This window comes from Streptomyces sp. NPDC002537 (assembly GCF_053594975.1).
This window is the reverse complement of the sequence record NZ_JBSFWT010000065.1, coordinates 12,829-34,350: the sequence shown is the minus strand read 5'-3', so window position 1 is coordinate 34,350 and position 21,522 is coordinate 12,829. Positions and strand designations below refer to the sequence as shown.

Genomic DNA, 21,522 nt, shown 5'->3' with positions numbered 1-21,522 from the left:
TTGCCGCGCGCCGCCGCCTGCGGAGGCAAGCCGACTCGTTACGCGCCCGGAGGGCGCGCCGCGTCCGCGATCAGTTTCAGCGCGAGGTCGCGGATCTCGGGACCGGCCTTCTCCGGGCTGCCGCTGTCGAAGGGCGGCCGGGGGTCGTACTCCACCGCGAGCTGCATCGCGCGGGCATTCGCCGCGCGCAAGTCCGCACACCCGGCCACCACCGCTGTACACCGGAGGGCCGGCCGACAACTCCCGGGCCGCGCCCCGGCTCACCCGTGGCCTCGAACGCCCTCGCGGTACGGCCCGTATCGCCGCTGGCCACGCACCGCGATGTCCCTCATTCTCCGAATATGGGGGACATCGACGAATCGCCGTTGTGCCGGCAATGCCTCGCCGCCGGTGGCGGTGTCCGGGACCGGGGGCTGCCCTTCGGGGCCGTCTGCGACAAGTGCTTCGTCGAGGTCGAGGCCGCCGCCGACGCCGAACAGGCCCTGCGCGAGGGGGCGACCGCCGCGGGGCCGCCCGCGGAACCCGTCTGTCCCGGGTGCGGGTGCGTACAGGACCGCTTCCCCACCGGCTACGGGTACTGGGTCCTCCTCGAACGGCTCGTCCCGCTGCGCGTCGGCGAAGTCCCGGCGGGGGAGCGCTGGTTCATCGGCCGCGACGGGCGGGCCGTCAACAGGGACGCCGACGGAGACGCCGACGGGGCCGGGCTCCGGACGGCCGACTCCCCGTGCCGGTTCCGTCACGACCTGGTGTGCGGCAACGACCCCCGGCCCGACGGCGGCCTGCCCGAGGTCTTCGCCCGGATCCGGCGGCTCAACCGGCTCAAGGGAGGGTCAGGATACGAGGGCCCTCCTCGGTGATGGCCACCGTGTGCTCGATGTGGGCGGCGCGGCTGCCGTCGACCGTACGGAGGGTCCAGCCGTCCGGGTCGGTGCGGTAGGCGTCGCCGCCGCCCGCCATCAGCATCGGCTCGATCGCCAGGACCAGCCCGTGCCGGAGCGGCAGACCGCGGCCCGGACGGCCCCTGTTCGGCACGGGCGGGTCCTCGTGCATCTGCCGGCCGATGCCGTGGCCGCCGAAGTCGGCCGGCATGCCGCACCGCGCCGCGCGGGCCACCGCGCCGATGGCGTGGGCGATGTCACCGATACGGTTCCCGACGGTGGCCGCCGCGATGCCCGCGTCCAGCGCCCGCCGCGTGGCGTCGATCAGCCCCGTGTCGGCGGGGCGGGCGGTGCCGACGGTGAAGCTGATGGCGGAGTCGCCGGTCCAGCCGTCGAGTCGGGCACCGCAGTCGATGCTGACCAGGTCGCCGTCGCGCAAGCGGTAGTCGCCGGGTATGCCGTGGACGACGGCGTCGTTGACCGAGGCGCAGATCACCGCGGGGAAGGGGACGGGGGCGAACGAGGGCCGGTAGCCGAGGAAGGGCGAGGCCGCCCCGGCCGCGCTCAACACCGCACGGGCCGCCTCGTCCAGCTCGCGCAGGCGCACCCCCACCCCCGCCGCCTCGCGTACGGCGGCCAGCGCGTGGGCCACGACGCGCCCCGCTTCGCGCATCGCGTCCAGCGCCGCGTCCGACTTGATCTCGACCATGATGCGATGACCCCCTGTGCCGTCGACCTGTGCCGTCGACATCGTGTTGTCGACCTGTGCCGTCGACTGGAACCAATTCTTATACCGGTATTAGTATCACGGTCATGGTGAGAACTCCTTTGACTCCCTGGGAGCGCCGACGCGGCGAGGCCTTCGGGCTGTTGCTCCGTCAGGCCCGCGGCGAGCGAAGCATGGTGGAGATCGCGGCCGCGGCGGGCGTCTCCGCCGAGACGCTGCGCAAGATCGAGACCGGCCGTGCGCCGACCCCCGCCTTCTTCACCGTGGCGGCACTGGCGTCCGCGCTGGGGCTGTCCATGGACGAACTGGCCGCGGCGTCCGTGGCGGACATCGACCCGGAGGCGCCACTCGCCGCCGCGGGGTGACCGCCGCCACCGGAACCCTCTCGGACATCTCCCTGACCGATCGGTTAGATTGCTAACCGATCGGTCAGTCATGGGTTCATGACCCGTCGTGGGTCCATGACGGACGAACACTGACGAGAGGCGGAAGCATGGAGCGCACGACGTGCTGCATCGTGGGGGGCGGACCGGCGGGCATGATGCTCGGTCTGCTGCTTGCCAGGGCCGGCATCGAAGTGACCGTCCTGGAGAAGCACGGGGACTTCCTGCGGGACTTCCGGGGGGACACCGTCCACCCCTCGACCCTGCAGCTCCTGGACGAACTCGGGCTCGGCGAACGGTTTGCGAAGCTCCCCTTCCCCAAGATGGAGGAGATGCGGATGGAGATCGGCGGTACCACCGTCGTCGCGGCCGACCTCCGCCGCATCCCCGGAAAGCACAAGTACATGGCGATGGTCCCGCAGTGGGACTTCCTCGACCTCCTCGCGTCCGCCGCCGCGGCCGAACCGTCCTTCACCCTGCGGATGCGCACCTCCGTCACCGGCCTGCGCACCGAAGGCGGCCGGGTCACCGGCGTCCACTACGTCGACGAACACGGCGACACCGGCGAGCTCGCCGCCGACCTGACGGTCGCCTGCGACGGCCGCGACTCCCTCGTGCGGCGGGAGGCCGGGCTCCGCCCCGAGGAGTTCGAAGTCCCCATGGACGTGTGGCAGGTGAAGGTCGACGGACCGCGCGGCGGACTCCGGGACGGCCGGGTCCTCGCCCGCTTCGGTGACCGCCAGGCGGCCGTCACCATGGACCGCGGCACGTACTACCAGACCTCCTACCTGATCAGGAAGGGCAGCGACAAGGAGCTGCGGGCCAACGGCATCCAGTGGTTCCGCGACCGCCTCGGTGACCTGTGCGGCTGGGACCGCCGGGTGACGGACGGCATCGGCTCCTGGGACGACGTCAAACTGCTGGAGGTCTCCATGGGCCGGCTGCGCCGGTGGTACCGGAACGGCCTGCTCTGCATCGGGGACGCGGCCCACACCATGTCCCCGGTCGGCGGCGTCGGTGTCAACCTCGCGATCCAGGACGCCGTCGCGGCAGCCCGTATCCTCGCCGGGCCCCTGCGCGACGGCTCCGTCTGCGTGCACGACCTGGAGCGCGTACAGAAGCGGCGCTGGCTGCCCATGGCCGTCGTGCAGAAGTCGCAGCTGGGCGAACACGTCATGCTCCGCATGGCCCTTGAGGGCACGCTCTCCGCGGAGACCATGCCGACGCCGCTGCGGCTGCTCCGGAAGGTGCCGCCCCTGCGTACCGTCACCGCCTACCTCGGCGGCGTCGGCATACGGCCGGAGCACGCGCCCGACTTCGCGCGGGCGTGACTCCGTGATTGCGTAGCCGGCCGGTCGACTGGTCAGTCGGTCGGTTCAGTCGACGCGGCGGATGGCGGCCAGCGTGAACGTCTCCAGCTCGTCCGCCGCCGCGTCGAGGTCGAACTCCGGGTGGGCGAGCCAGTGCGAGATCACACCGTCGATCGCGCCGCCGACCGCCAGGGCCACGGCATCGGGGTCGAACCGCCGCAGCTGGCCCGCCTCCTGCCCCGCGGCCAGGAGGCGGGCCAGCGCCTGCCGACGGCCGTGCGTGTCGTGCGACCCCGGCGACTTCAGCCGGGTGCCGCCCTCGTCGTCGAGCAGCATCTCGGTGATCACCCGCACATGACGGCGGTTGGCCTGCTGGTACGACACCATCGCGCGCACGTACGCGACGACCGCGGCGAGCGGGTCGGACGCGCTCCGCACCCGCTCGTCGACGTACGAGGTGAACTGCTCCAGCACCTGGGCCAGCGCGGTCCGGGTGAGGTTGTCCTTCGAGGAGAAGTGGTAGAGGACGGCCGCCTTGGAGATGCCCGCCGCCCCGGCGATCGCCGACAGGGAGGTCGCCGGATAACCCCGCGTGGAGATCAGGTCGATCGTGCACTCGACGATCTGCTGACGACGGGCTCGCTCCCGGAACGTCTCTGGAGCGGGGCTCCGGGGCGGGGTCATCGGCAGGCCCTTACCTTTCTCGCACGGCGGTCGCCCCCGACCGTACACCGTCCTCCGCGCGCCGCCCCTCCCTCCGGCCGGGGCCCTCAGAAGGCGATGCGCAGCTGGCCCTGGCCGGTCGCGGCCGTCACACCCCCCGCCGCGCAATCGGTGGGCAGCGTGGCCGGGAGCAGGCTCACGTCCCGCGTCACCTCCGCGCCTTCCGCGAACCCCTTGACGACGTGCCCCGTGAGGTGGACCACGTGCCCGCCGCCGACCCGCAGGGCCGACCCCGCGTACGAGATCTCCGACTCCCGGCCGTCGGCGAAGCGCACCCGCTCCTGCGCCCGGGGCGAGTCCACCGCGAGACAGGACGCCCCCGGCGCGACACCTTCGGTGCGCCCGGCGGCGGACACCGTCCCGCCCGGCCGCCCCGAGCAGGTGTACGCGCTCGTCGCGCGGAGAACCGTCGGCTGCGGCACGAGGGTCAGCCCCGGGTCGTACGTCGTGTTCTCCTGCCCCGCGCAGACGATCAGCCCCGCCGCCTGCGTCGCCGGAGCGCAGACGAACGACGAAGCGGCCAACACCGCGGAACACAACGCGACCACCACACCGCGACCACCGAACATGGACATCCTTCCGACCGGTCCCCTGCGCGCCATGCGTGACGCGCGGTCCGTCCCTACCCGCCGGGCACCGCCGATCCGCGCCGCTCTCCCCGCCGCCCGCAGCACGCCCGCACCGGTACGCCGCCGCACACGCACCCCCGCGCACGGCCGAAAACGCACCACCCCATGGCGCGAGCCGGCCCCGGACGTGCTCAAGTAGCCCTGCGGGGACTGTTCGAGGGGAGTAACCGGTGGTCACGGTGGGTTTGCTCGCGGAGATCCCGGGCCTGACGCTGAGGTTCGGGCCGGGGTCGCGGGAGCGCGGAGCACGCCGCACGGTCACGGGCGCCGTGACCGTGGCACAAGGGGAATGGCCGGCCGCCACCGGCCGTCAGGGCGGCCTCGCCGGACTGCTCGTCCGCGTACCGGCCGACGCGGACTGGGCGCGGGACCGGCGGACGGCGGAACTCCACCTGGCCCGGCTGGCGGTGGACGGGCCCGCGGCCCTGGTCGTCCCGGCCTCGTCCGGGCCGCCCGGGGCACTCGTCGAGGCCACGGCCCGGCTGGGGATACCGCTGCTGACGATGGACGACGCGATCCCCTGGCAGCGCGTCCAGCGCGCCATCGACGACGAGCAACTGCGCCAGGCCCGCGGCCGCTCGGCCAGGCTGGCGGAACTCCTGGAGTTCGCCAGGGCGGGCACGCACGACACCCGCACCGCGGTGCGCCGCCTGACGGCCTGGCTCGGCGACGCCGTCGACGGCGCGGTGACCCTGACGGGCCGGGACGGCGTACGGCCGACGGGCGCCGTCCTCCCCGTGCGGGCCGCCCGGGAACTGATCGCCGACGTGGCCGGCGGCAGACTGCACGCGGCGGCCGTCGAGGAGGAACACACGCACCTGCGACTGGTGGCGGTGGGGCGGCGCAGCCCGCACCCGGTGCTCGTCGTGGCGCGGGACCGTCCGTTCGACGAGCAGGCCACCGAACTGGTCGGCCACGCCGCCGACGTCCTGGCGCTGCTGATCCGGGCGCGCGACGCCGAGGAGCACCGCCGCAGGTCGGAGGAGGCCGTCTCCGCGCTGCGGCTGGCCGTGCTCCAACTGCTGATGGGCGGCGACGTGACCCTGGCCCAGCGCACCGCGGGCGGCCTGCACCCCGGGCTGCTCGACGCCGAGTCGGCGGACGTCTACATCCTGGAGGCCCCGGAGGAACAGCGGGACGCCCTGGCGCACGAGTGCGACGCGGCCGTCGACGGCCGTGCCCTGCTGGTGCGTTGCCCGGCGTACGAACGGCACCTCATCGCCGTCGTGCCGCTGACGGGACGGGCGGTGGCGCACGACGAGCGGGCGGACGGTGCCGGGCCCGCGCTGCGGCGGATCGTGGCCGCGCGGGAGGGCGTGTTCCTGGGCGGCAGCGGCCGGCACCCGCTGGCCCTGACCTCGGAGGCGTACCGCGAGGCGTCCCGCGCGCTCGCCGTGGCCCGGTTCCGGCCCGACCGGACGGCCGCGTACACCGCCCGGACGCGGCTGACGGAGATCCTGGACCTCGACGGGGCGGGGCGCTGGGCTGCCGACGCGCTGCGGCCGCTGGACTCCCTGCCGCACCACAGCAGGGGCGCGCTGTTCGCGACGCTCGGGCTGGGGCTGGAGTTCACGGCCGTCAACGCCGCCAAGATCCTGGGCGTGAGCCGCAACACCGTACGCGCGCGCATGGACCGCGCCGCCGGACTGCTGCGCGCCGACCTGACCGACGTACGGGCACGGGCCGTGCTCCACCTCGCGCTGCATGTGCGCGGCAACGGCCCGGACGTGCCCGAGCCGGGCGGGGCGGTCCCGCCGGACCGGCTGCTGGCCACCGAGGGGGCCCGCGGCTGGGCGGCGGAGTTCCTGGGCAGGCTGGCCTGTGACGACCGGGAGCTGCACCGCACCGTACGGACGTGGGTCGAGGAGAACACCGGCGTCGAACGGGCGGCCCAACGGCTGGGCCTGCACCCCCAGACCGTACGCGAGCACATCCGCAGCGCCGAACCGCTGCTGGGGCGCCAGCTGTTCACGAGCGGCGGCGATCTCTACGAGGTGGTCCTCGCGCTCGCCGCGGTGGACGGGCTGCAACTCCCGCCGCTGACCGGCCGCGCCACGGGCGGCGCGGTGTGACGGGAAGCGCCCGGGGCGGCCGGAGAACCGTACGGCGCGTCGCCACGTCGCACGGCATCGCGTTCCCGGGCGCCTGCGCACCCCCGGGTGTCCGCGCCGGGCCGCTGTTTCCCCGGCCGGCTCCGGCGCCGCGTGGCTGCGCACACGGCGCCGGAGCCGTGCACCGGTTTCCGGGCCGAAGGGCCCGGTCCCCGTTTTCCCCCGTGATTCCCCCGTGTACCGCCGCCTCGACAGCGGCGATGGAAAGACCGTAAGGCGCGGGCGCCGGGCGGCAATACCTCACGGGTGCACCGTCGCGCGCTCGCCACTGTCACCCGTGCCCAGTGCACCCTTTTGACCTGCGCGGATATCGGCCGGCAAACACCGGGAACACCTGCGCCGCTTTTCGGCGCGCGGAATTCATTGGCGCGGTAACCGGCCGGCTGGGTAGCGTCGGTGCGGTGACGAGCGACATCGGCCGGATGCCTTCCAGCGACCACTGGCGCGACACCAACCGCGCGCGGTGGGAGGAGCGGGTGGCCATCCACACCGGCAGCGACTTCTACGACCTGCCGGGATTCCGGTCCGGGCGGAACGACCTGCGGGGCTTCGAGATCGACGAGGTCGGTGACGTCACCGGCAAGAGTCTGCTGCACCTGCAGTGCCACATCGGCACGGACACCCTCTCGTGGGCCCGCCGCGGTGCCCGGGTGACGGGTCTGGACTTCTCCGCCGAGGCGGTCGCGGCGGCGCGTGAACTGGCCGCCGGAACAGGCCTGGAGGACGCCCGTTTCGTGGAGTCGGATCTGTACGACGCGCCGTCGGCACTGGCGGGGGAGACCTTCGACATCGTCTACACGGGTTTCGGCGCGCTGTGCTGGCTGCCCGACATCGAACGGTGGGCGCGCACGGTGGCCCGGCTGGTGGCGCCGGGCGGCTTCCTCTATCTCGCCGAATTCCATCCGGTGGGCAGCTGCCTCGGCAGCGACGGCAGCACCTGGGCCGAGGACTATTTCGCCGGGGGACCGCTGATGTACGAGGAAACGGGTACGTACACGGACCGGACGGCCGCCACACGCCACAACCGCGCCGTGGAATGGCAGCATCCCATCGGCGAAGTGGTCAGCGCGGTGACCGCCGCGGGGCTGCAGCTGGAATTCCTGCGGGAATACGACTTCTCGCTGTTCGAGCAGGCCGACGACATGGTCAAGGGGGCCGACAGCAGTGGCACCCGCCCGGGGGCGGCGACCGTCTACCGGCTGCCCGCCGGTCGCCCTCGCGTACCGCTGATCTACTCGCTGCGCGCGGCCGGATGAGGCCGGGGCGGCCGGCGGAGCGAGACGCTCCACCGGCCGCCCCGGACCGTCGCGGGACGGGTGTCAGCCGCGGCGCTTCGCCGGGGTCGAGACGGCGCCCGAGCCCTCCGCGAGCTTCCACTCCCGGTGCAGGGCACCCAGCGGAATGGGCTTCTGGAAGATCGGCGTGTCGAAGATCTTCAGCTGGACCTGGAGGGCCCCCGTCAGATCCAGCCCGCCGTAGGCCTTCCACCGGCCCGACGCCGAGGCGCTGCCGTCGGTGGCCGCACTGGCCGTGCCCTCCGCCTCCGCCCGCAGGTACGGGGCGATGTCGGCGGTGACGCCGACGGCGCCGTACAGGCCCACGCTGGCCTCCGCGCCGAGCGCGGCCTTCACCTTGCCCGCGGCCGTGACCGTGGCGCGCGGTGAAGTGGCCTTCATCTCGGACGAGTTGACCGGCGTCCAGCCCGTGCCGTGCCGGTAGCTGCCGCCGACCTTGAAGTCGCCCTTCAGGTCCTGCTTGACGTCGACATCGATCCTGCCGTCGGCGTCCACCTGGAGGTAGCAGGTCAGACCGAGGTTGACCACGACCGGTATCGCGCCCACCTGGATGACGGGCGCGGCGTGCAGCTTGGCGAAGGGCACCCGCAGCGGCTTGCCGCCCGGGGTGGTGCCCGCCGCCTGGCCCTTGAGCTCCCACTGCGACGACCAGTCGCCGGACAGCGCCAGCGACGCGCCGCCCGGTGCGCCGGCGGTGCCGGAGCCCCGGCCGTCGTACGAGAAGTCGACCTCCGGCGCCAGTTGGACGAAGCCGGACGCCGACGCGGCGGCGGACGCCGGGGCGTCCTTGGCCGTCGCGATGGACGTACCGACGTCGATCCGCAGGCTGCCCAGCGGCAACTGCGCGCCCTTCGGGCCGAAGTGGGCGTCGCCGGTCTTCGCCCAGGAGACCTTGGTGCCCTGGACGAGCGGCTCCACCGTCATGGCGGAGGGGTCGACCGGCACCTTGCCGTCGGCCTTGGCGTCGCCGAGCAGCGCGCCGAGGGAGGCCGGGGCCGTGTTGACCTCGGTGCCCTGCTCGGTCTTGCCGAGCACCTCGGTCACCTTGGCCAGCACCCCGTCGGGGGCGCCGGGCGCGGGCGCGCTGGCGATGATGTCGCCGACGGCCACCTTGGTCTCCCGCGGGGCCTCGGCGGAGCCGGAGGGTGCGGGCGACGTCGGGCGGGCGGCGGCGGGCGGCTTCTTCGCGGGCGTACGGGACGTGTCCGAGAGGACGGCCCGCCCGCTCCTGCTGTCGAAGGACGCGACCTTCAGGGAGGACTTCTCCGCCTGACGGCCGCCACCGGACGGGTGGGCCACGGCGCTCGGCGCGGCCGCCCCGTCGGGAGCGGCCTTGACGGCGAGCTGCCGGTCCCCGGCCGCCGCCGCGTCGTCGGCGGCAGCGGCGGGCCCGGCGTCACCGTGGGCGGCGGTGGGCGAGGGGCCGGCGGCCGAACACCCGGCGACGAGCAGGGACGCGGCGGTCAGTGCCGGTAAAGCGACAGCTTTGGCAGTGGTTCTGCGCACGTTGGATCCTCGGGAGCGTGAGGTGGGGGCGGGCCGGAGGGGAAACGACACTTCCGGACCGCGTCACACGGCCCTGCGAGCAGTGATTACTCGCAGGTAATGATCTGCATGATCATGCCACGGGGGTGATCGGCGCCTCACCCCTTCACAGGGCGGGAAACCATGATCTCGATCACAGTCGATCCGGGCGTGTGCCCACCGAGGGGGCGCCGGGCGTGGCAGGGAGCGATTCCGGCCGAGTTGTGGCAACTTTCGTGACCGCTGAACGCGGTTGAGACTGGAAGAGGGGGGAGAGAGAAGGTATCGCCATGGTGGCCACTGCTCACGCTTCCCACGCCAACCACACCCATCGGCACGGCAGCGGGTGCGGGCACGTCGCCGTGCCGCACGGCGACCACGTCGACTACGTCCACGACGGGCATCTGCACAAGGCCCACGAGGACCACGTCGACGAGTGCGAGGTCATGGGACACACCGTCCACGAGAGCCACGACCACGAGCACCGGCCCGGTTGCGGCCATGTCGCGGTGCCGCACGGCGACCACGTGGACTACGTCCACGACGGCCACCGCCACGCGCTGCACGAGGGGCACTGGGACGACCACTGACCCCGGGCCGGTCGGACCCCGGCGGGGGTTCGGCCGGGCGCGGTGGGTCGCTGCACAAGGAAGGTGGCGGCGTACACGGCGGTGAACTCCCCCGCGTCGACGGAGAAGTTCACGCCCGACCACAGGGCGGGCGGCCGCCCATGCGGACGGCGGCGTCGTGGAGGACGAGCATCGGGCCGTCCGCGCGGGACTCCGTAGAGCGTTGCCATGTTCTGACGGAGTGCGCCCGCACGTCGCCCTGGGCGGACATCGTCAGGAACTGCTGGAGGCGACCATGGCCAACGTGCCGCCGATGCCGTTGCCGATGGTGTCGATGCCGACCTTGGCCGGAATCGACCACTCGCCTTGGCTGTCGCGGATTCTCGGGACGTTGAGGAACTCCGAGAGCGCGGTGGTGAGGATGAGGACGGACCCCGCCAGCGCCCAGCCCTTCAGCTGGTTGTCGACGGCCTGATAGATCATGTAGCCGAGGCTGCCGAGTCCGAGCACCGTCAGGATGACGGGGCCCGCTGTCTGAGCGAACTCCTTGATCCTTTCGTTCTTGACGAATGCCCACATCCCGATGCCGACGACCGCCGCGGCGACGGTACCGGCGAAGAGGATCCAGCCCAGGATCGCCTTGAGCCCCTTCCAGCCCAGCCCGGCGTTCGACAGCCCGGCGATGATCGCCGCGAGGGTCAGGCCCACCGCGGTGAGCCAGTCCGGAGCCTCCTCGCCCAGGATGTCCGCCGTGGTGGCCGTCATGACGTTCATCGCCTGGAGCAGGCCGCTGACCATGAGGCAGGTCCGGACGGCCCCGAACTCCTCCTCGGCGTTCGCGCCCGCGGCGGGCGGCTGAGGCAGGGAGCCGTGCGGGAAGGGCTGGTCGTCGGCTCCGTACAGGAGCTTGTAGGCGATGGTGACCGGAAGCGCGGCCAGCAGGGCGAGGAGCCCCCCGAAGGTCAGCCTGTCGCCGGAGTGGCCCGCCAGAGTGGCGAGCCAGTCCCAGAGTTTGTTGAGGGGTCCCAGGTGCAACTCGGTGTCGAGCATGCTCCGGAACGCCTGGAGGCCGTTCTCCACCAGGCGCTCGATCTCGGAGACGAGTGCGGCGGCGAGGTCGAGCCCCACATCGACGACCCCTTCGCTCGCGATGGCGAATTCCCCTAGGGAGGCATCGGGGTTCTTCAGCAGATCGCCGACCGCCCGTGCGTACGCCACACCCGAGTCCCCCAGTCTGGCGACGGACTGCTCCACCCAGGCGGCCAGCGAATCGGGCACCTCGTAGCCCTCGGCGCCGCCGTCGCCCGTGAACAGCGGCATGGACTGCGCCTGCACCTTGTCCATCAGCCAGTTCCGGTGCACGTCGTGCCCGGAGGCCGCACCGGCCACCCCGGAGTGGGAGTCGGGCACCCTCGGCACCAGGGGACGGCCGCCGTGCTGCTTCGCGAACTGCTGGATGCACGTGTGCAGGTCCCGCTTCCCCTGGTCGATCCACTGGCGCGCGTCCCGGGCGACTTCCTTGGCCGCGTTCCGCAGCAGGGGCCCGGCGGAATCCATGGCCTGCTCGAAGGCCTTCTTGGTGTTCCAGATGTCGCGGAAGCTGAAGAGCGCCTTCAGCCACTCGATGATCTTCTCGATGGCGGCGCCGATGGCCTTGAGGACCTGCACGATGAAGTGCGCGACCTGCTCCAGCGCGTGCAGGCCGAGTTTGATGCCTTTGATCACGACCTTGCCGATCCGCACCGCCAACGTCACGAGCTTCTTCCCCCCTTCCACGACGGCCTCGGTGATGACCATGGCCCCGCGCTTGAGCCCGTGCCAGAGGTCGCCCGCGACTTTCGTGATCTTGTGCCAAACCCCCACGGCCTTGTCCCAGAGGGAGTAGCCCTCGGGCAACTCGCCGGTCACCCCTGTGGCGAGGGCCACGCCGGGGCCCGCTTCCATCAGGGCCAGCTGTTGCCGTACGTCCTCCTGGGACCGCAGGGTCGCGCATGTGACGCCGCCGCGGCCCGCCGTGCCTCCGTCGGCGAGGGCGAAGGAGAAGCCCGCGTCGCTCGTGTCGATGCCGAGGCCGATGGCCGCGCTCTTGCGGATGGCCTTGGCCGCACTTCCCGCGTCACCCGGATCGACACCGGGCGCGAGCCTGTCGAGCCCCTTGCCGTCCTCGGTGAACTCGGGCAGCCCGCCTCCGGGGTTGGTGGGGTTGAGCGTCTTCCGCTTTCCGGCCAGATACTCGTGCACCGTACGGCCCGGCTCCAGGAGGACGGGGCTCTTCAGGCCCTCGGCCGTCAACTCCAGGCGGGGCGTGGCGAGTCCGTCCGCGGGCAGCGAGATCGTCAGCCGTCCGTAGCTGTCGGTGAACAGTTCGGCGGGCTCCCGGCTGACCGCGACGGTGCGCCCTTGGCAGACGACACGGCATGGCGTGCTCCCGTCGGCCACCTTCAGCAATACCCGGCACTTGGGCACCGGGGCGCCCTGATCGTCGGTGAGGACGGCCTCCAACCGGTGCCGGGACATCTCGTGCAACTGCGTCCCCCCGTCCGGTCCCACGTCACCGGTCTCCCCGGGCCGCGGCTCCGGCACGTGGACGCGCAGAATGACCTCCTGCCACATCCCGGACTTCTCGTCCTGGACGTCCAGCCGCAGGCTCGTGCCGTCCCGGGTGTAGGAGAACAGCGCCGTGGAGTGCCCCGGGGCGTGACTGATCGATGTGCCGCCGATGTTCCGGTCGAGGGGTACGGGCGGCGCCCACCGCAAGGTGCCGTTCTCCTCCCGAGGCAGGTCGGGGTCCTGACGCATCGCCCAGAGCGTGCCGTCGTCGTCCTCCCCGAAGAGGTCCCAGACGGCTTCCAGGCGGGTGAGACCGGTCAGCTGCACGGCGTCCGCCCGGAAGTTCAGCCGTCCCATGGACTGTCCGGCCATGGCATAGCTCCGGCTGTTGGGCTCTCCTCCTCTGGCGCCCAGGACGGTGACCCGGAGCTGGTGCAGGTTTCCGTCCCGCGTGCGCACCAGGTACAGGACTCCGGAATCGGCGAGGCCCAGCCCTCCGACCACTGCGTCGACCGGCTGGTCGAACTCGTAGGTGAGGACGTGCCCTTCAGTACGGTGACGGCTCGAATTGATCCCGACTCTCACGGAAGACTGGCTCGGCCACGCCGCGAACACCCACGAGTCGCCGGGAGCGCGCCGCAGCAGCACGGCACGGGACGTGGAATCCGCCTTCATCGCGCAGCTGAAGTGCTCGTGGCCGCCGTCCTCGCCGACGCTGAGGTACAGCGCCGTGGGTGTGTCCCGGAACCGCCCGTACACCAGCGGCGGATGCCCCGGTGTGTACGCCACTTGCAGGCCGATGAGCTTGCGGGCGGGAATGTACTCCTTCGGTTTCCCCCAGCCGGCCTCCTCCAGATGAGAGAGGAAGACCTGGTCCCCGGAGCGGAAGAAGCACTGCACCGTGGTCGGTCCCGCCTCGACGACCACCATCTCCTCCGGGGCGTGATCGGCGAACACCTGCCGCGCGGCCCAGCCCGACTCGTGTCCCAGCTGCGGCATCACATGGAGGACCTGAGGCTTCTCCGCGCCCGCGGGCCAAGTGCGCACCAGGGCCTCGTGCTGGAGCTCGGGTGCCTTCGGGAACCGGTGGGGGTTGCGGAAGGCGACGACGGGCTTCGCCGCGCCTTCCCTGGTCAGGGACAGCGGATTGCCGAAGAGGGCGTCCTGGCCGATCACGTCCGAGACGGCGACGCGGCGCGGCACCGGCTTCGCCGACCGGGCCCGGTCCTGCTCCTGGGAAGGGGACGTCTGCATGCGCGAACCTGCCTTGCGGTGGGGGTCGGGGGCGAGCCCGGGTTGGACACCCGGTGGACGCATCCCCGCCCTGGGCGCCGTATGTCCGGGCGTTGAAGGCGGATCAAGCATTCGCACAGCCCGACGCCATCCGCGAGCGCACGCGCCGAGCCCCGCCGCTCCCGGCCCCGAATAGCCCCGCAAACGCCTGACCGCCCACGGTGCAGCCCGGATCAGGCGGGCCGCACGGTGGGCGGTAGTTCATGGGCGGTCGTGCTCGGGGGAGCGGGAGCGCGGTCCCGGGTCAGGACACCGGGGCGTCCGTGAGGTCGGTGACGAACAGGCGGGCCCGGCCGCGCACCACCGGTGTCACGCCGTGGATGAGCTGCGCGCCGTACGCGACGGCGACACCGCGGCCCGCGCGGGTGAGCCAGCGGGTCCTGGCCGTGCCCGCGAGCCACTGATCCTGGGGAGTGGGGTCCTCCGCGACCTCGTGCGGCAGGCTGCGGGCCAGGGGCGTGCCGGAGACATAGCCGTCCGCGACACCCAGCATGGTCGTGGTCCAGGGGGCCGGGTCGGCCGTGGTCTCCGCGTAGAACTCGCCGCCCTCGTCCGCCTCGGCGATGAGCACGCGGATCCGGCCGATCCGGCGCGGGGCGGTGCGCGGGCTGGCGATGCCGTCCACGTGCGAGGGCACGCACTGGCCGATCGCCAGCTCGGTGTAGCTCCAGGGCGCGATGGCGGCGACGGAGGGCATGGCGCGGCGGATCGCGGGCAGGGCCCGGACCGCGGCGAGCGAGAGGATCTCCTGCGCGAGCGCGGGGGCGGGCAGCAGCTCCGCCTGCCTGTGCGGGCGCCACCCGGCGGCCTCGCTGTCCATGATCTTGGTCAACCGGGCCGTCTCGTCCGTGCCGAGGAACTCCTCGACCGTCTGGATGGCCAGGGTTTCACTGATGTGGATCATGATGCCCCCTGCACTCGCTGCTCCGGTGCGCGGCCCTGACCCTCACCACCATCCCGGTCCCGGCGCCTGGTGAACCGGGCGCACGCGGGGGCGCGTGGGTGCGCGCTCACGGCGCACGCGCCCCCACGGCGCCCTGGCCGGGTGCTCAGCGCTTGACGGCCCGCAGGATGACGAACTTCGGGTCGCTCGCGACGACCTCGCAGTTGCCGAAGAGACGGCGCAGCCGGACGTGGTAGCCCAGGTGCCGGTTGCCGACGACCCACAACTCGCCCCCGGTGCGCAGCGCGTCCCGGGCCCCGGAGAACATGCGCCAGGCCGTCACGTCCGTGGTCGCCTGGTGCGAGTGGAACGGCGGGTTGTTCAGCACCAGGTCCACGCTGCCCGCGGGGATTCCCGACATGCCGTCGCCCACCCGGAAGTGCGCCGTGGCGTCCGTGCCGAGGCTGGCCCGGAAGGTGGCCTCGGCCGAGGCCACGGCCTGGTGGGACTCGTCGATGAACGTCACCTCGGCCGCCGGGTCGGCCAGCGCCGTGGCCGTGCCCACCACGCCGTTGCCGCAGCCGAGGTCCACCACGTGCTCGGCGCCGCGGAGTTGCGGCAGGTGTGCCAGGAAGAACCGGGTGCCGATGTCCAGGCGTTCGGCGCAGAAGATGCCCGCGTGGTTGACGACGGTCCGGCCGGAGGCCACGCCGATGCCGTCCGGCAGCGCGTAGCTGTGCGGCCAGGGGTTGGTGCCCCGGTCGAGCTCCGGGTCCGGCGAACAGAAGATCAGCCGCGACTTCTTCACGGCCAGCGACGTCCGTGTGGGGCCGAGGATCTGCTCGAACAGCCGGAGGGTCGAGGTGTGGATCTCGGTGACCCGGCCCGTGCCGATGACGACGGTGCCCGCGTGCACATGGGGCGCCAGGCGGTGCAGCTGGTCCTCCAGCAGGGCCAGGCTCTTGGGCACCCGGACCAGCAGTACGTCGATCCGCTCCGGCGGGGTGTCGCGCGTCGACAGCAGCTGCACCGCGTCCGGGGCGAGGCCGTTGCGCTCCAGATTCGCCCGCGTCGCCTGCTGGGCGAGGAACGAGTCGGTGATCTGCGCGGGCCGGTGGTCGGCCAGCGAGACGGCCAGCGCGCCCCAGCGGTCGCCGACGATCACCACGCTGCCCGACAGGTCGGCCGGCTCGCCGTCACCGCCCTTGAGGTGGCTGAGCAGGTACTCGTCGGCGGCGTCCCAGGCGCGGAGCCTGTCGCGGGGGTCCTCGGGGAAGCGGGTGAGTTCGTACTCGCCCCATGACGTCATCAAACGGTTCATTGTGCGCTTCAGGCTAGCGGAGTGCGGCACCCTCCGTGGCCGCCAGGCCGCGCAGCAGCTTCTTGTCCGGCTTGCCCGCGTCGGTCAGCGGCAGCGCGTCGAGGAAGACGACACGGGCCGGTTCGTACATGGCGCCCCGCTCCTCGCGGACCATGGCGCGGAGCTCCTCCTCGTCGACCGTGCCGCCCGGCGCGCGGACGACGGCCGCGTGCACCTGCTCCATGAGGTTGGCGTCCGGGACGCCGAAGACGGCGCTCTGCAGCACCTGCGGATGGGAGTTGAGCACGTCCTCGAGCTCGGCGGTGTACACGTGACCGCCGACCACGACGATCATGTCCTTGAGCCGGTCGACGATCGTCAGGTACCCCTCGTCGTCGAGGAACCCGACGTCACCGGTGTGCAGCCAGCCGTCCCTGAGCACCTCGGCGGTGAGCTCGGGCTGCTTCCAGTACCCCTCCATGACCTGGTCCGAGCGCACGCAGATCTCGCCGCGCTCGCCGTTGGGCAGGTCCCGGCCCCGGTCGTCGCGGATGGCGACCTCGACGCCCTCGATGACCTTCCCGGCCGTCCGCAGCAGCTCCGGACGCTCCGGGTCGTGGTCCTCGGGCTCGAGCCGGCTGATTCCGCCCGCCTCGTTCTGCCCGTAGAACTGGTGCAGTACGGGGCCGAAGCGCCGCACCGCCGCGGCGAGCCGCGCGGGGGAGGAGGCGCAGCCGCCGTACGTGAGTTGGCGCAGGCTGGAGAGATCGGCCCGGTCGGCGTCCGGGTGGTCCATCAGCTGGTACAGCAGCGGCGGCAGCAGGAACAGATGGGATATGCGCTCGCGCTCGATCGCCGCGAGCGCGGTGGCCGCGTCGAAGTCGTCGAGCAGCACGACTGTGCCGCCCGAGTTCAGGGCGAGGTCCGCCATCAGGCCGGCGGCGTGCGCGAGCGTGGTGCACACCAGAGCGCGGATCCCGTCTTCGTCCGCCTTGTCGGACCGGAGCATCCGCATCTGCTCGAAGGTGGTGCAGATGGCCTTGGGGTGGCCGGTGGTACCGCCGGTGTGGCGGATGGTGCAGATGTCGTGCGGGTGCGCCAACCCCTGGAAGGGCTCCGCGGATTCCTCGGCGGCCAGCGCCAGCAGATCACGGCCCGTGTCCGAGGGGCCCAGGACGAACACGTCCCGCACCGGCACCCGCCGGATCAGCTCGGCGGCGCGCTCGGCGTAGGCCGGGTCGACGATCAGGACCTGGGTCTCGACGTCCTGGAGGATCGCGGCCTGCACGTCGGCCGACAGCCTGTTGTAGAGGTGGTTGACGGGGCAGCCGAGGAGGCCTGCGGCGTACCGTGCGGCGATCGTCTCCGGCAGGTTGCCGCAGAGAAGGGTGACGGTCCGGCCGCGCTCCACGCCCTGGGCGCGCAGGGCCCGTGCCATGCGGTGGACGAGGTCGCGCAGTTCGCCCCCGGTGACGCGGCGGCCCCGGTGCACCACGGCTTCCTTGTCCGGTTCCTGCCCGAGCACGTCGAGGTTGTGCTCCACCTGGCTGCGGAACTGCTCGGTGGCGACGGTCATGGGTCACTCCGTTTAGGTTGACTAAGGCAACTAATTGGATGGTAAGCGCCGATGATCGGCGGGCCCAAGCTCGAACGTTGAATTCTGGTCAACAGCGCCGCGGCGGCCGCGTGTGGCTCCGAGGCGCCGCATTTGCGGCTATCTATCCCGGTATGCCGCCTGGGTAGTTGGTGCGGTTGGCGCAACAGGTCGGCTGGATTCCGACCCTTGTTCCGCCGGGCCCCGACCGCCGTACGGGAACCGGTCGCGCCGGAGCCCCGCCCGGCGCGCAGGCCGGTCGATGCCCTCAACAGGACGCGGACGGCGGCACGGTGACCGTCGCCGGGCCCTCCTCCGGTACGCCGCCGGGCGACGGCAGGGTCGCGGCGGCGTTCAGTGCGAGGGCGGCGAGGGCGGCGAGGGCGGTGCGGGGGTGGCCTCGGCGAGGCGGAGGGCGTAGTCCGCCCACCAGTGGCCCGCCGGGGGCGCCCCGCGGCAGGCGCCGTCGGACTCGCCGGGGCGTTTGATCCAGAGGAAGGCGTCGATGAGGGGACTGCCGGTCGCGGTCGTGGGCGGAGTGCCCAGGGCGCGGCCGGGAGGGTTGCACCAGGGCTCGTCCCCGCCCGACCGCAGGGCCCGTCCGACGGCGCTGCGGAACCAGTCGTCGTCGACCCCGACCGTATCGGTGTCCTCGGCGGCGGCCGGAGGCCCCGCGGCGGGCGCGGGCGCGGAAGGCTTCGGCCCCGCGACCGGTGCCGGTTTCGGTACCGGCGCGGGCGCGGCCGCCGGTGGGGGAGGCGTCGCCCCCGGGACGAGGGGACCGTTGCCGTTGCGGCTGGTGTCGACGATGTAATGCGCGCCGCCGAGCAGCGCCGACAGCCGGTCGCCGTAGGCGCGGGTCACGGGCGTGGTGTGGAAGTTGGAGACGTTCAGCGCGAAACCGTCGGCGTGGGCGATGCCCGCCTGGCCGAGAGCGCCGGCCATCCGCCGCTCGTCCGTGATCCAGCCGGGGTTCCCGGCGTCGATGTAGACCGAGGTCCCGGGGCGCGCCTTGAACGTCCGCACGGCCTCCGCGAGCAGCGTCAGCCGCTCGGCGGCCGCGGCGGCGGGGACGCAGCCGGAGGCCCACTGGGCGAGGGCGTCGGGTTCGAGGACGACCCACGCCTGACGGGTGCCGATGCCCTCCGCCGCGCGCGCCGTCCACGCCCGGTAGCGGGCGGCGTCCGCGGCCCCGCCGGAGGAGTACTGGCCGCAGTCGCGGTGCGGGATGTCGTACGCGACCAGCACCGGGATGCGGCCCGCGCGTTCGGCCCGCCGGGTGACCTCTTCGGCCTGCGCCTCCGGGTCCTGGTCGGTCAGCCATACGGCCGTGGGCCGCCCCGCGATGCGCTCCAGGAGCGCGGCGTCGCCCTCCCGCCCCCGCTCCTGCCACACCTTCACCTGACGGGCGGCGGGGCTCCCGGGCTCCACCCAGAACGGGGACGTGGCCTCGCCCTCGCCGTCGGCGGACGCCTTCCCCGTAGGGCACACCATGCCCGTGCACACCAGCAGGACCGCCCCGCGCCGGAGGGCGGCTCTGTGCCGGTGCGCGGCACCGTGCGGACGGCGCGGTGCGCGGTGCCGTGGCCTGTCGCCGCTCCGCCCGTGGTGGGCGAGAAAGCGGGCCGTGTGTCTCCCGGGCCGGTTACCCACATGTCCCCCTGGTCGAGTTCCAGGTCGTTCCGTCTCTTCTGTCCCTTCCAGGCTGACATGTGTCGCACCGTCAGAACTCGTCGAGCTGCGCCGAACGGGTCCGCGGGAGCGCGGGTCACCGTCCGATGGCGTCCTCGCCCCGGTCGTTCTGGAGCTCCCACAGCTCCCGGAAGAGCCCGGGACACCGCGTGAGCTCGCCGAACGTGCCCTGCTGGACGACCTGTCCGCCGTCGAGGACCACGATGCGGTCGGCGACGGCGACGTTGGCCAGCCGGTGCGTGACGAGGACGACGGCCCGGTCCTCGGCGATCCTCCGCAGGCCGGTGAAGATCCGGTGTTCGGCCCGCGCGTCGAGGGCGCTCGTGGGCTCGTCCATGACCAGCAGCCCAGCCTGCCGGTAGAAGGCGCGGGCGATGGCGATGCGCTGCCACTGGCCGCCCGACATGTCCACTCCGCCGAACCACTCCGGTGCCAGGAGCGTGTCGAGTCCGCTGCGCAGCCTCGCGACGACGTCGTCCGCGCCCGAGCGTGCGGCGGCCCGGTGTACGGCGGTGTCGTGGCTTTCGCGCTGCTGCCCGAGGGTGATGTTCTCGCGGGCCGACAGCGGCCAGTGCGCGAAGTCCTGGGGGACGACGGCCGTCTGTTGCCACATCGCGTGCGGATCGAGCTCCCGGGTGTCGACCCCGTCCCAGGCCACCCTGCCGTCCGTGGGGAGGTAAAGGCCCGTCAGGAGCTTGCTGAGGGTGGTCTTCCCGGAGCCGTTCTCGCCCACCAGCGCCAGGACCTCGCCGCGCCGCACCGCCAGGTCGACCTTCAGCACCGCGGGGTGGTCGGCGCCGGGGTAGCGGTACGTGAGGGCCTCCGCCCTGATCGCGAGCGGCGCCTCGGGTACGAGGGACCCGCGGCGCATCCGGTGCCCGCCCGCCTCCTCGATGAACTCCGCCCAGTCGTCGAGGTACAGCCCGGTGCGGAAGAGCCGGGTGCCGTAGCCGACCATGCTCCGCAGCGACGTACCGACCGTGCGCAGGGCGAAGACCGCCGTGCCCGCGGAGGCGACCGACATGTGACCCGACGCCAGGAGCAGCGCCAGCGCCACCCATACGAGCCCGGAAGCGAGTCCTCCGGCGAGGGCGCCCCACAGTGAGTACCGCGCGCCCAGATGGACGGCCCGGTCGGTGGCGCGGTCGATCCGGTCGCCGATGGTGCGGTAGCGGTCGAGCAGGTAGGCGGACATGGTGCAGGAACGCAGCTGGTCGGCGTGGTCCCGGTCGGTGACGCTCCGTCGCATCATGCCCAGGACACGGCGGTCGGCGCTCAGGGCACGGGACGTCAGGTAGTGGACGCGCGCGCCCTTCACCCCGGCGATCCCCTGCGGGAGCGTGGCCAGGAGGAGCAGCGGCAGCAGCACCGGATGCAGCAGCGTCACCACGCCTGCCGCGGCGACCAGCGAGGCGATGCAGGTCATCAGATCCTGCGACTCGACGAGCAGGTCCTGCGCGACCTCCGCGCCCCGGTCCGCGCGCTCGCGCTTGTCGTTGAACCCGGGGCTGTCGTACGCCACGAGCTCCGCGTTGATCGCGGCGTCGAGCATCTGCATCTCCGCCTCGCGGGCGATCCGCGGGGAGAGACGGCTGGAGATATTGGTGACGGCGATGCCGAGGAGCGCGCGCAGCCCGGCCGCGGCGGCGAGCACACACAGGGACGGCAGGGCGTCGTCCAGCCGCTCGGCGATGTGGCCCGAGGCGATGAGCGCGGTGATCGTGCTGGTGGTGGCCAGCAGCCCGAAGGCCTGCGCCACCCCGGAGAGGAGCTGGCAGGTGAGCAGTGCGACGACCGCGCGCCGGTCCACCCGCCAGGCCAGGGCCAGTGCCTTCCGTACGAGCTGGGGCAGGCGTCTGCCCATCGCCCGGGCGGTGAGCGGGTTCTTCTCCAGGGCGGCCAGACCACGGGCGCGGAAGCGCAGTTCCTCCGCGGGTCTGTCATCGCCCCCACCGGCCGTGGGCCTGTCACTGATCTCGGCTGTCATGAACTCCCCAGGGGATACGAGTCGTGGCGGTGAATTCCCGCACGATCCCGTACGATCCTGGCAAATTAATGACA

17 protein-coding genes are annotated in these 21,522 nt (G+C 72.7%); 6 read left to right on the top strand and 11 right to left on the bottom strand.

All coding sequences use genetic code 11. From position 1 onward, the window contains the following. Nucleotides 1-38: 38 nt before the first annotated feature. Entirely contained in the window at nucleotides 39-191 is a 153-nt protein-coding gene (locus ACWD4A_RS25620) for a hypothetical protein (protein ID WP_451197483.1), read from the bottom strand. Between the two features lie 150 nt (nucleotides 192-341). Here ACWD4A_RS25620 and ACWD4A_RS25615 point away from each other — a divergent pair, with 150 nt between their 5' ends. After that, entirely contained in the window at nucleotides 342-857 is a 516-nt protein-coding gene (locus tag ACWD4A_RS25615) for a DUF6083 domain-containing protein (protein WP_451197482.1), read from the top strand. Here ACWD4A_RS25615 and map read toward each other — a convergent pair. Next, nucleotides 820-1,587, bottom strand: coding sequence for a type I methionyl aminopeptidase (gene map, locus ACWD4A_RS25610; protein ID WP_451197498.1), 768 nt, complete (start codon nucleotides 1,585-1,587; stop codon nucleotides 820-822). The genes ACWD4A_RS25615 and map overlap by 38 nt on opposite strands. Nucleotides 1,588-1,691: 104 nt before the next feature. Here map and ACWD4A_RS25605 point away from each other — a divergent pair, with 104 nt between their 5' ends. Together ACWD4A_RS25605 and ACWD4A_RS25600 are read left to right on the top strand one after the other, a co-directional pair. Further along, complete coding sequence (locus tag ACWD4A_RS25605) at nucleotides 1,692-1,970, top strand: helix-turn-helix domain-containing protein (RefSeq protein WP_451197481.1); 279 nt, start codon at nucleotides 1,692-1,694, stop codon at nucleotides 1,968-1,970. A 128-nt stretch (nucleotides 1,971-2,098) separates the two neighbouring features. Beyond that, entirely contained in the window at nucleotides 2,099-3,319 is a 1,221-nt protein-coding gene (locus ACWD4A_RS25600; RefSeq protein WP_451197479.1) for an FAD-dependent oxidoreductase, read from the top strand. Between the two features lie 45 nt (nucleotides 3,320-3,364). Here the strand turns inward: ACWD4A_RS25600 and ACWD4A_RS25595 are convergent, their stop codons facing one another. Both ACWD4A_RS25595 and ACWD4A_RS25590 read right to left on the bottom strand, forming a co-directional pair. After that, nucleotides 3,365-3,982, bottom strand: a complete 618-nt coding sequence (locus tag ACWD4A_RS25595; RefSeq protein WP_451197478.1) for a TetR/AcrR family transcriptional regulator — start codon at nucleotides 3,980-3,982, stop codon at nucleotides 3,365-3,367. A gap of 86 nt (nucleotides 3,983-4,068) precedes the next feature. Then, nucleotides 4,069-4,590, bottom strand: coding sequence for a hypothetical protein (locus tag ACWD4A_RS25590; protein ID WP_451197477.1), 522 nt, complete (start codon nucleotides 4,588-4,590; stop codon nucleotides 4,069-4,071). Between the two features lie 230 nt (nucleotides 4,591-4,820). Between ACWD4A_RS25590 and ACWD4A_RS25585 the strand changes: the two genes are divergently transcribed. Both ACWD4A_RS25585 and ACWD4A_RS25580 read left to right on the top strand, forming a co-directional pair. Beyond that, nucleotides 4,821-6,722, top strand: a complete 1,902-nt coding sequence (locus tag ACWD4A_RS25585) for a helix-turn-helix domain-containing protein (protein WP_451197475.1) — start codon at nucleotides 4,821-4,823, stop codon at nucleotides 6,720-6,722. Between the two features lie 461 nt (nucleotides 6,723-7,183). After that, a complete protein-coding gene (locus tag ACWD4A_RS25580) occupies nucleotides 7,184-8,017 on the top strand; it encodes a class I SAM-dependent methyltransferase (protein ID WP_451197496.1) in 834 nt (277 codons plus the stop codon). A gap of 63 nt (nucleotides 8,018-8,080) precedes the next feature. On the opposite strand, the gene ACWD4A_RS25575 is transcribed toward ACWD4A_RS25580, so the two are convergent. Continuing rightward, nucleotides 8,081-9,562 (bottom strand): hypothetical protein, encoded by a 1,482-nt coding sequence (locus tag ACWD4A_RS25575; RefSeq protein WP_451197474.1) that lies wholly within the window; start codon nucleotides 9,560-9,562, stop codon nucleotides 8,081-8,083. A gap of 308 nt (nucleotides 9,563-9,870) precedes the next feature. Between ACWD4A_RS25575 and ACWD4A_RS25570 the strand changes: the two genes are divergently transcribed. After that, nucleotides 9,871-10,170 (top strand): hypothetical protein, encoded by a 300-nt coding sequence (locus ACWD4A_RS25570; protein WP_451197473.1) that lies wholly within the window; start codon nucleotides 9,871-9,873, stop codon nucleotides 10,168-10,170. 252 nt (nucleotides 10,171-10,422) lie between these two features. Here the strand turns inward: ACWD4A_RS25570 and ACWD4A_RS25565 are convergent, their stop codons facing one another. The 6 genes from ACWD4A_RS25565 to ACWD4A_RS25540 form a co-directional block, all read right to left on the bottom strand. Then, on the bottom strand, nucleotides 10,423-13,953 hold the full coding sequence (locus ACWD4A_RS25565; RefSeq protein WP_451197472.1) for a hypothetical protein: 3,531 nt from the start codon (nucleotides 13,951-13,953) through the stop codon (nucleotides 10,423-10,425). A gap of 283 nt (nucleotides 13,954-14,236) precedes the next feature. Next, nucleotides 14,237-14,896, bottom strand: coding sequence for a hypothetical protein (locus ACWD4A_RS25560; protein ID WP_451197471.1), 660 nt, complete (start codon nucleotides 14,894-14,896; stop codon nucleotides 14,237-14,239). A gap of 145 nt (nucleotides 14,897-15,041) precedes the next feature. After that, on the bottom strand, nucleotides 15,042-16,196 hold the full coding sequence (locus tag ACWD4A_RS25555) for a methyltransferase (protein WP_451197470.1): 1,155 nt from the start codon (nucleotides 16,194-16,196) through the stop codon (nucleotides 15,042-15,044). Nucleotides 16,197-16,209: 13 nt separating this feature from the next. Next, nucleotides 16,210-17,751 carry an AMP-binding protein gene (locus ACWD4A_RS25550; RefSeq protein ID WP_451197468.1) on the bottom strand — a complete coding sequence of 514 codons (1,542 nt, stop codon included), beginning with the start codon at nucleotides 17,749-17,751 and terminating at the stop codon, nucleotides 16,210-16,212. 372 nt (nucleotides 17,752-18,123) lie between these two features. Beyond that, a complete protein-coding gene (locus ACWD4A_RS25545) occupies nucleotides 18,124-19,263 on the bottom strand; it encodes a glycoside hydrolase family 6 protein (protein ID WP_451197466.1) in 1,140 nt (379 codons plus the stop codon). Between the two features lie 274 nt (nucleotides 19,264-19,537). Continuing rightward, nucleotides 19,538-21,448, bottom strand: coding sequence for an ABC transporter ATP-binding protein (locus ACWD4A_RS25540; RefSeq protein ID WP_451197465.1), 1,911 nt, complete (start codon nucleotides 21,446-21,448; stop codon nucleotides 19,538-19,540). Between the last annotated feature and the right edge of the window lie 74 nt (nucleotides 21,449-21,522).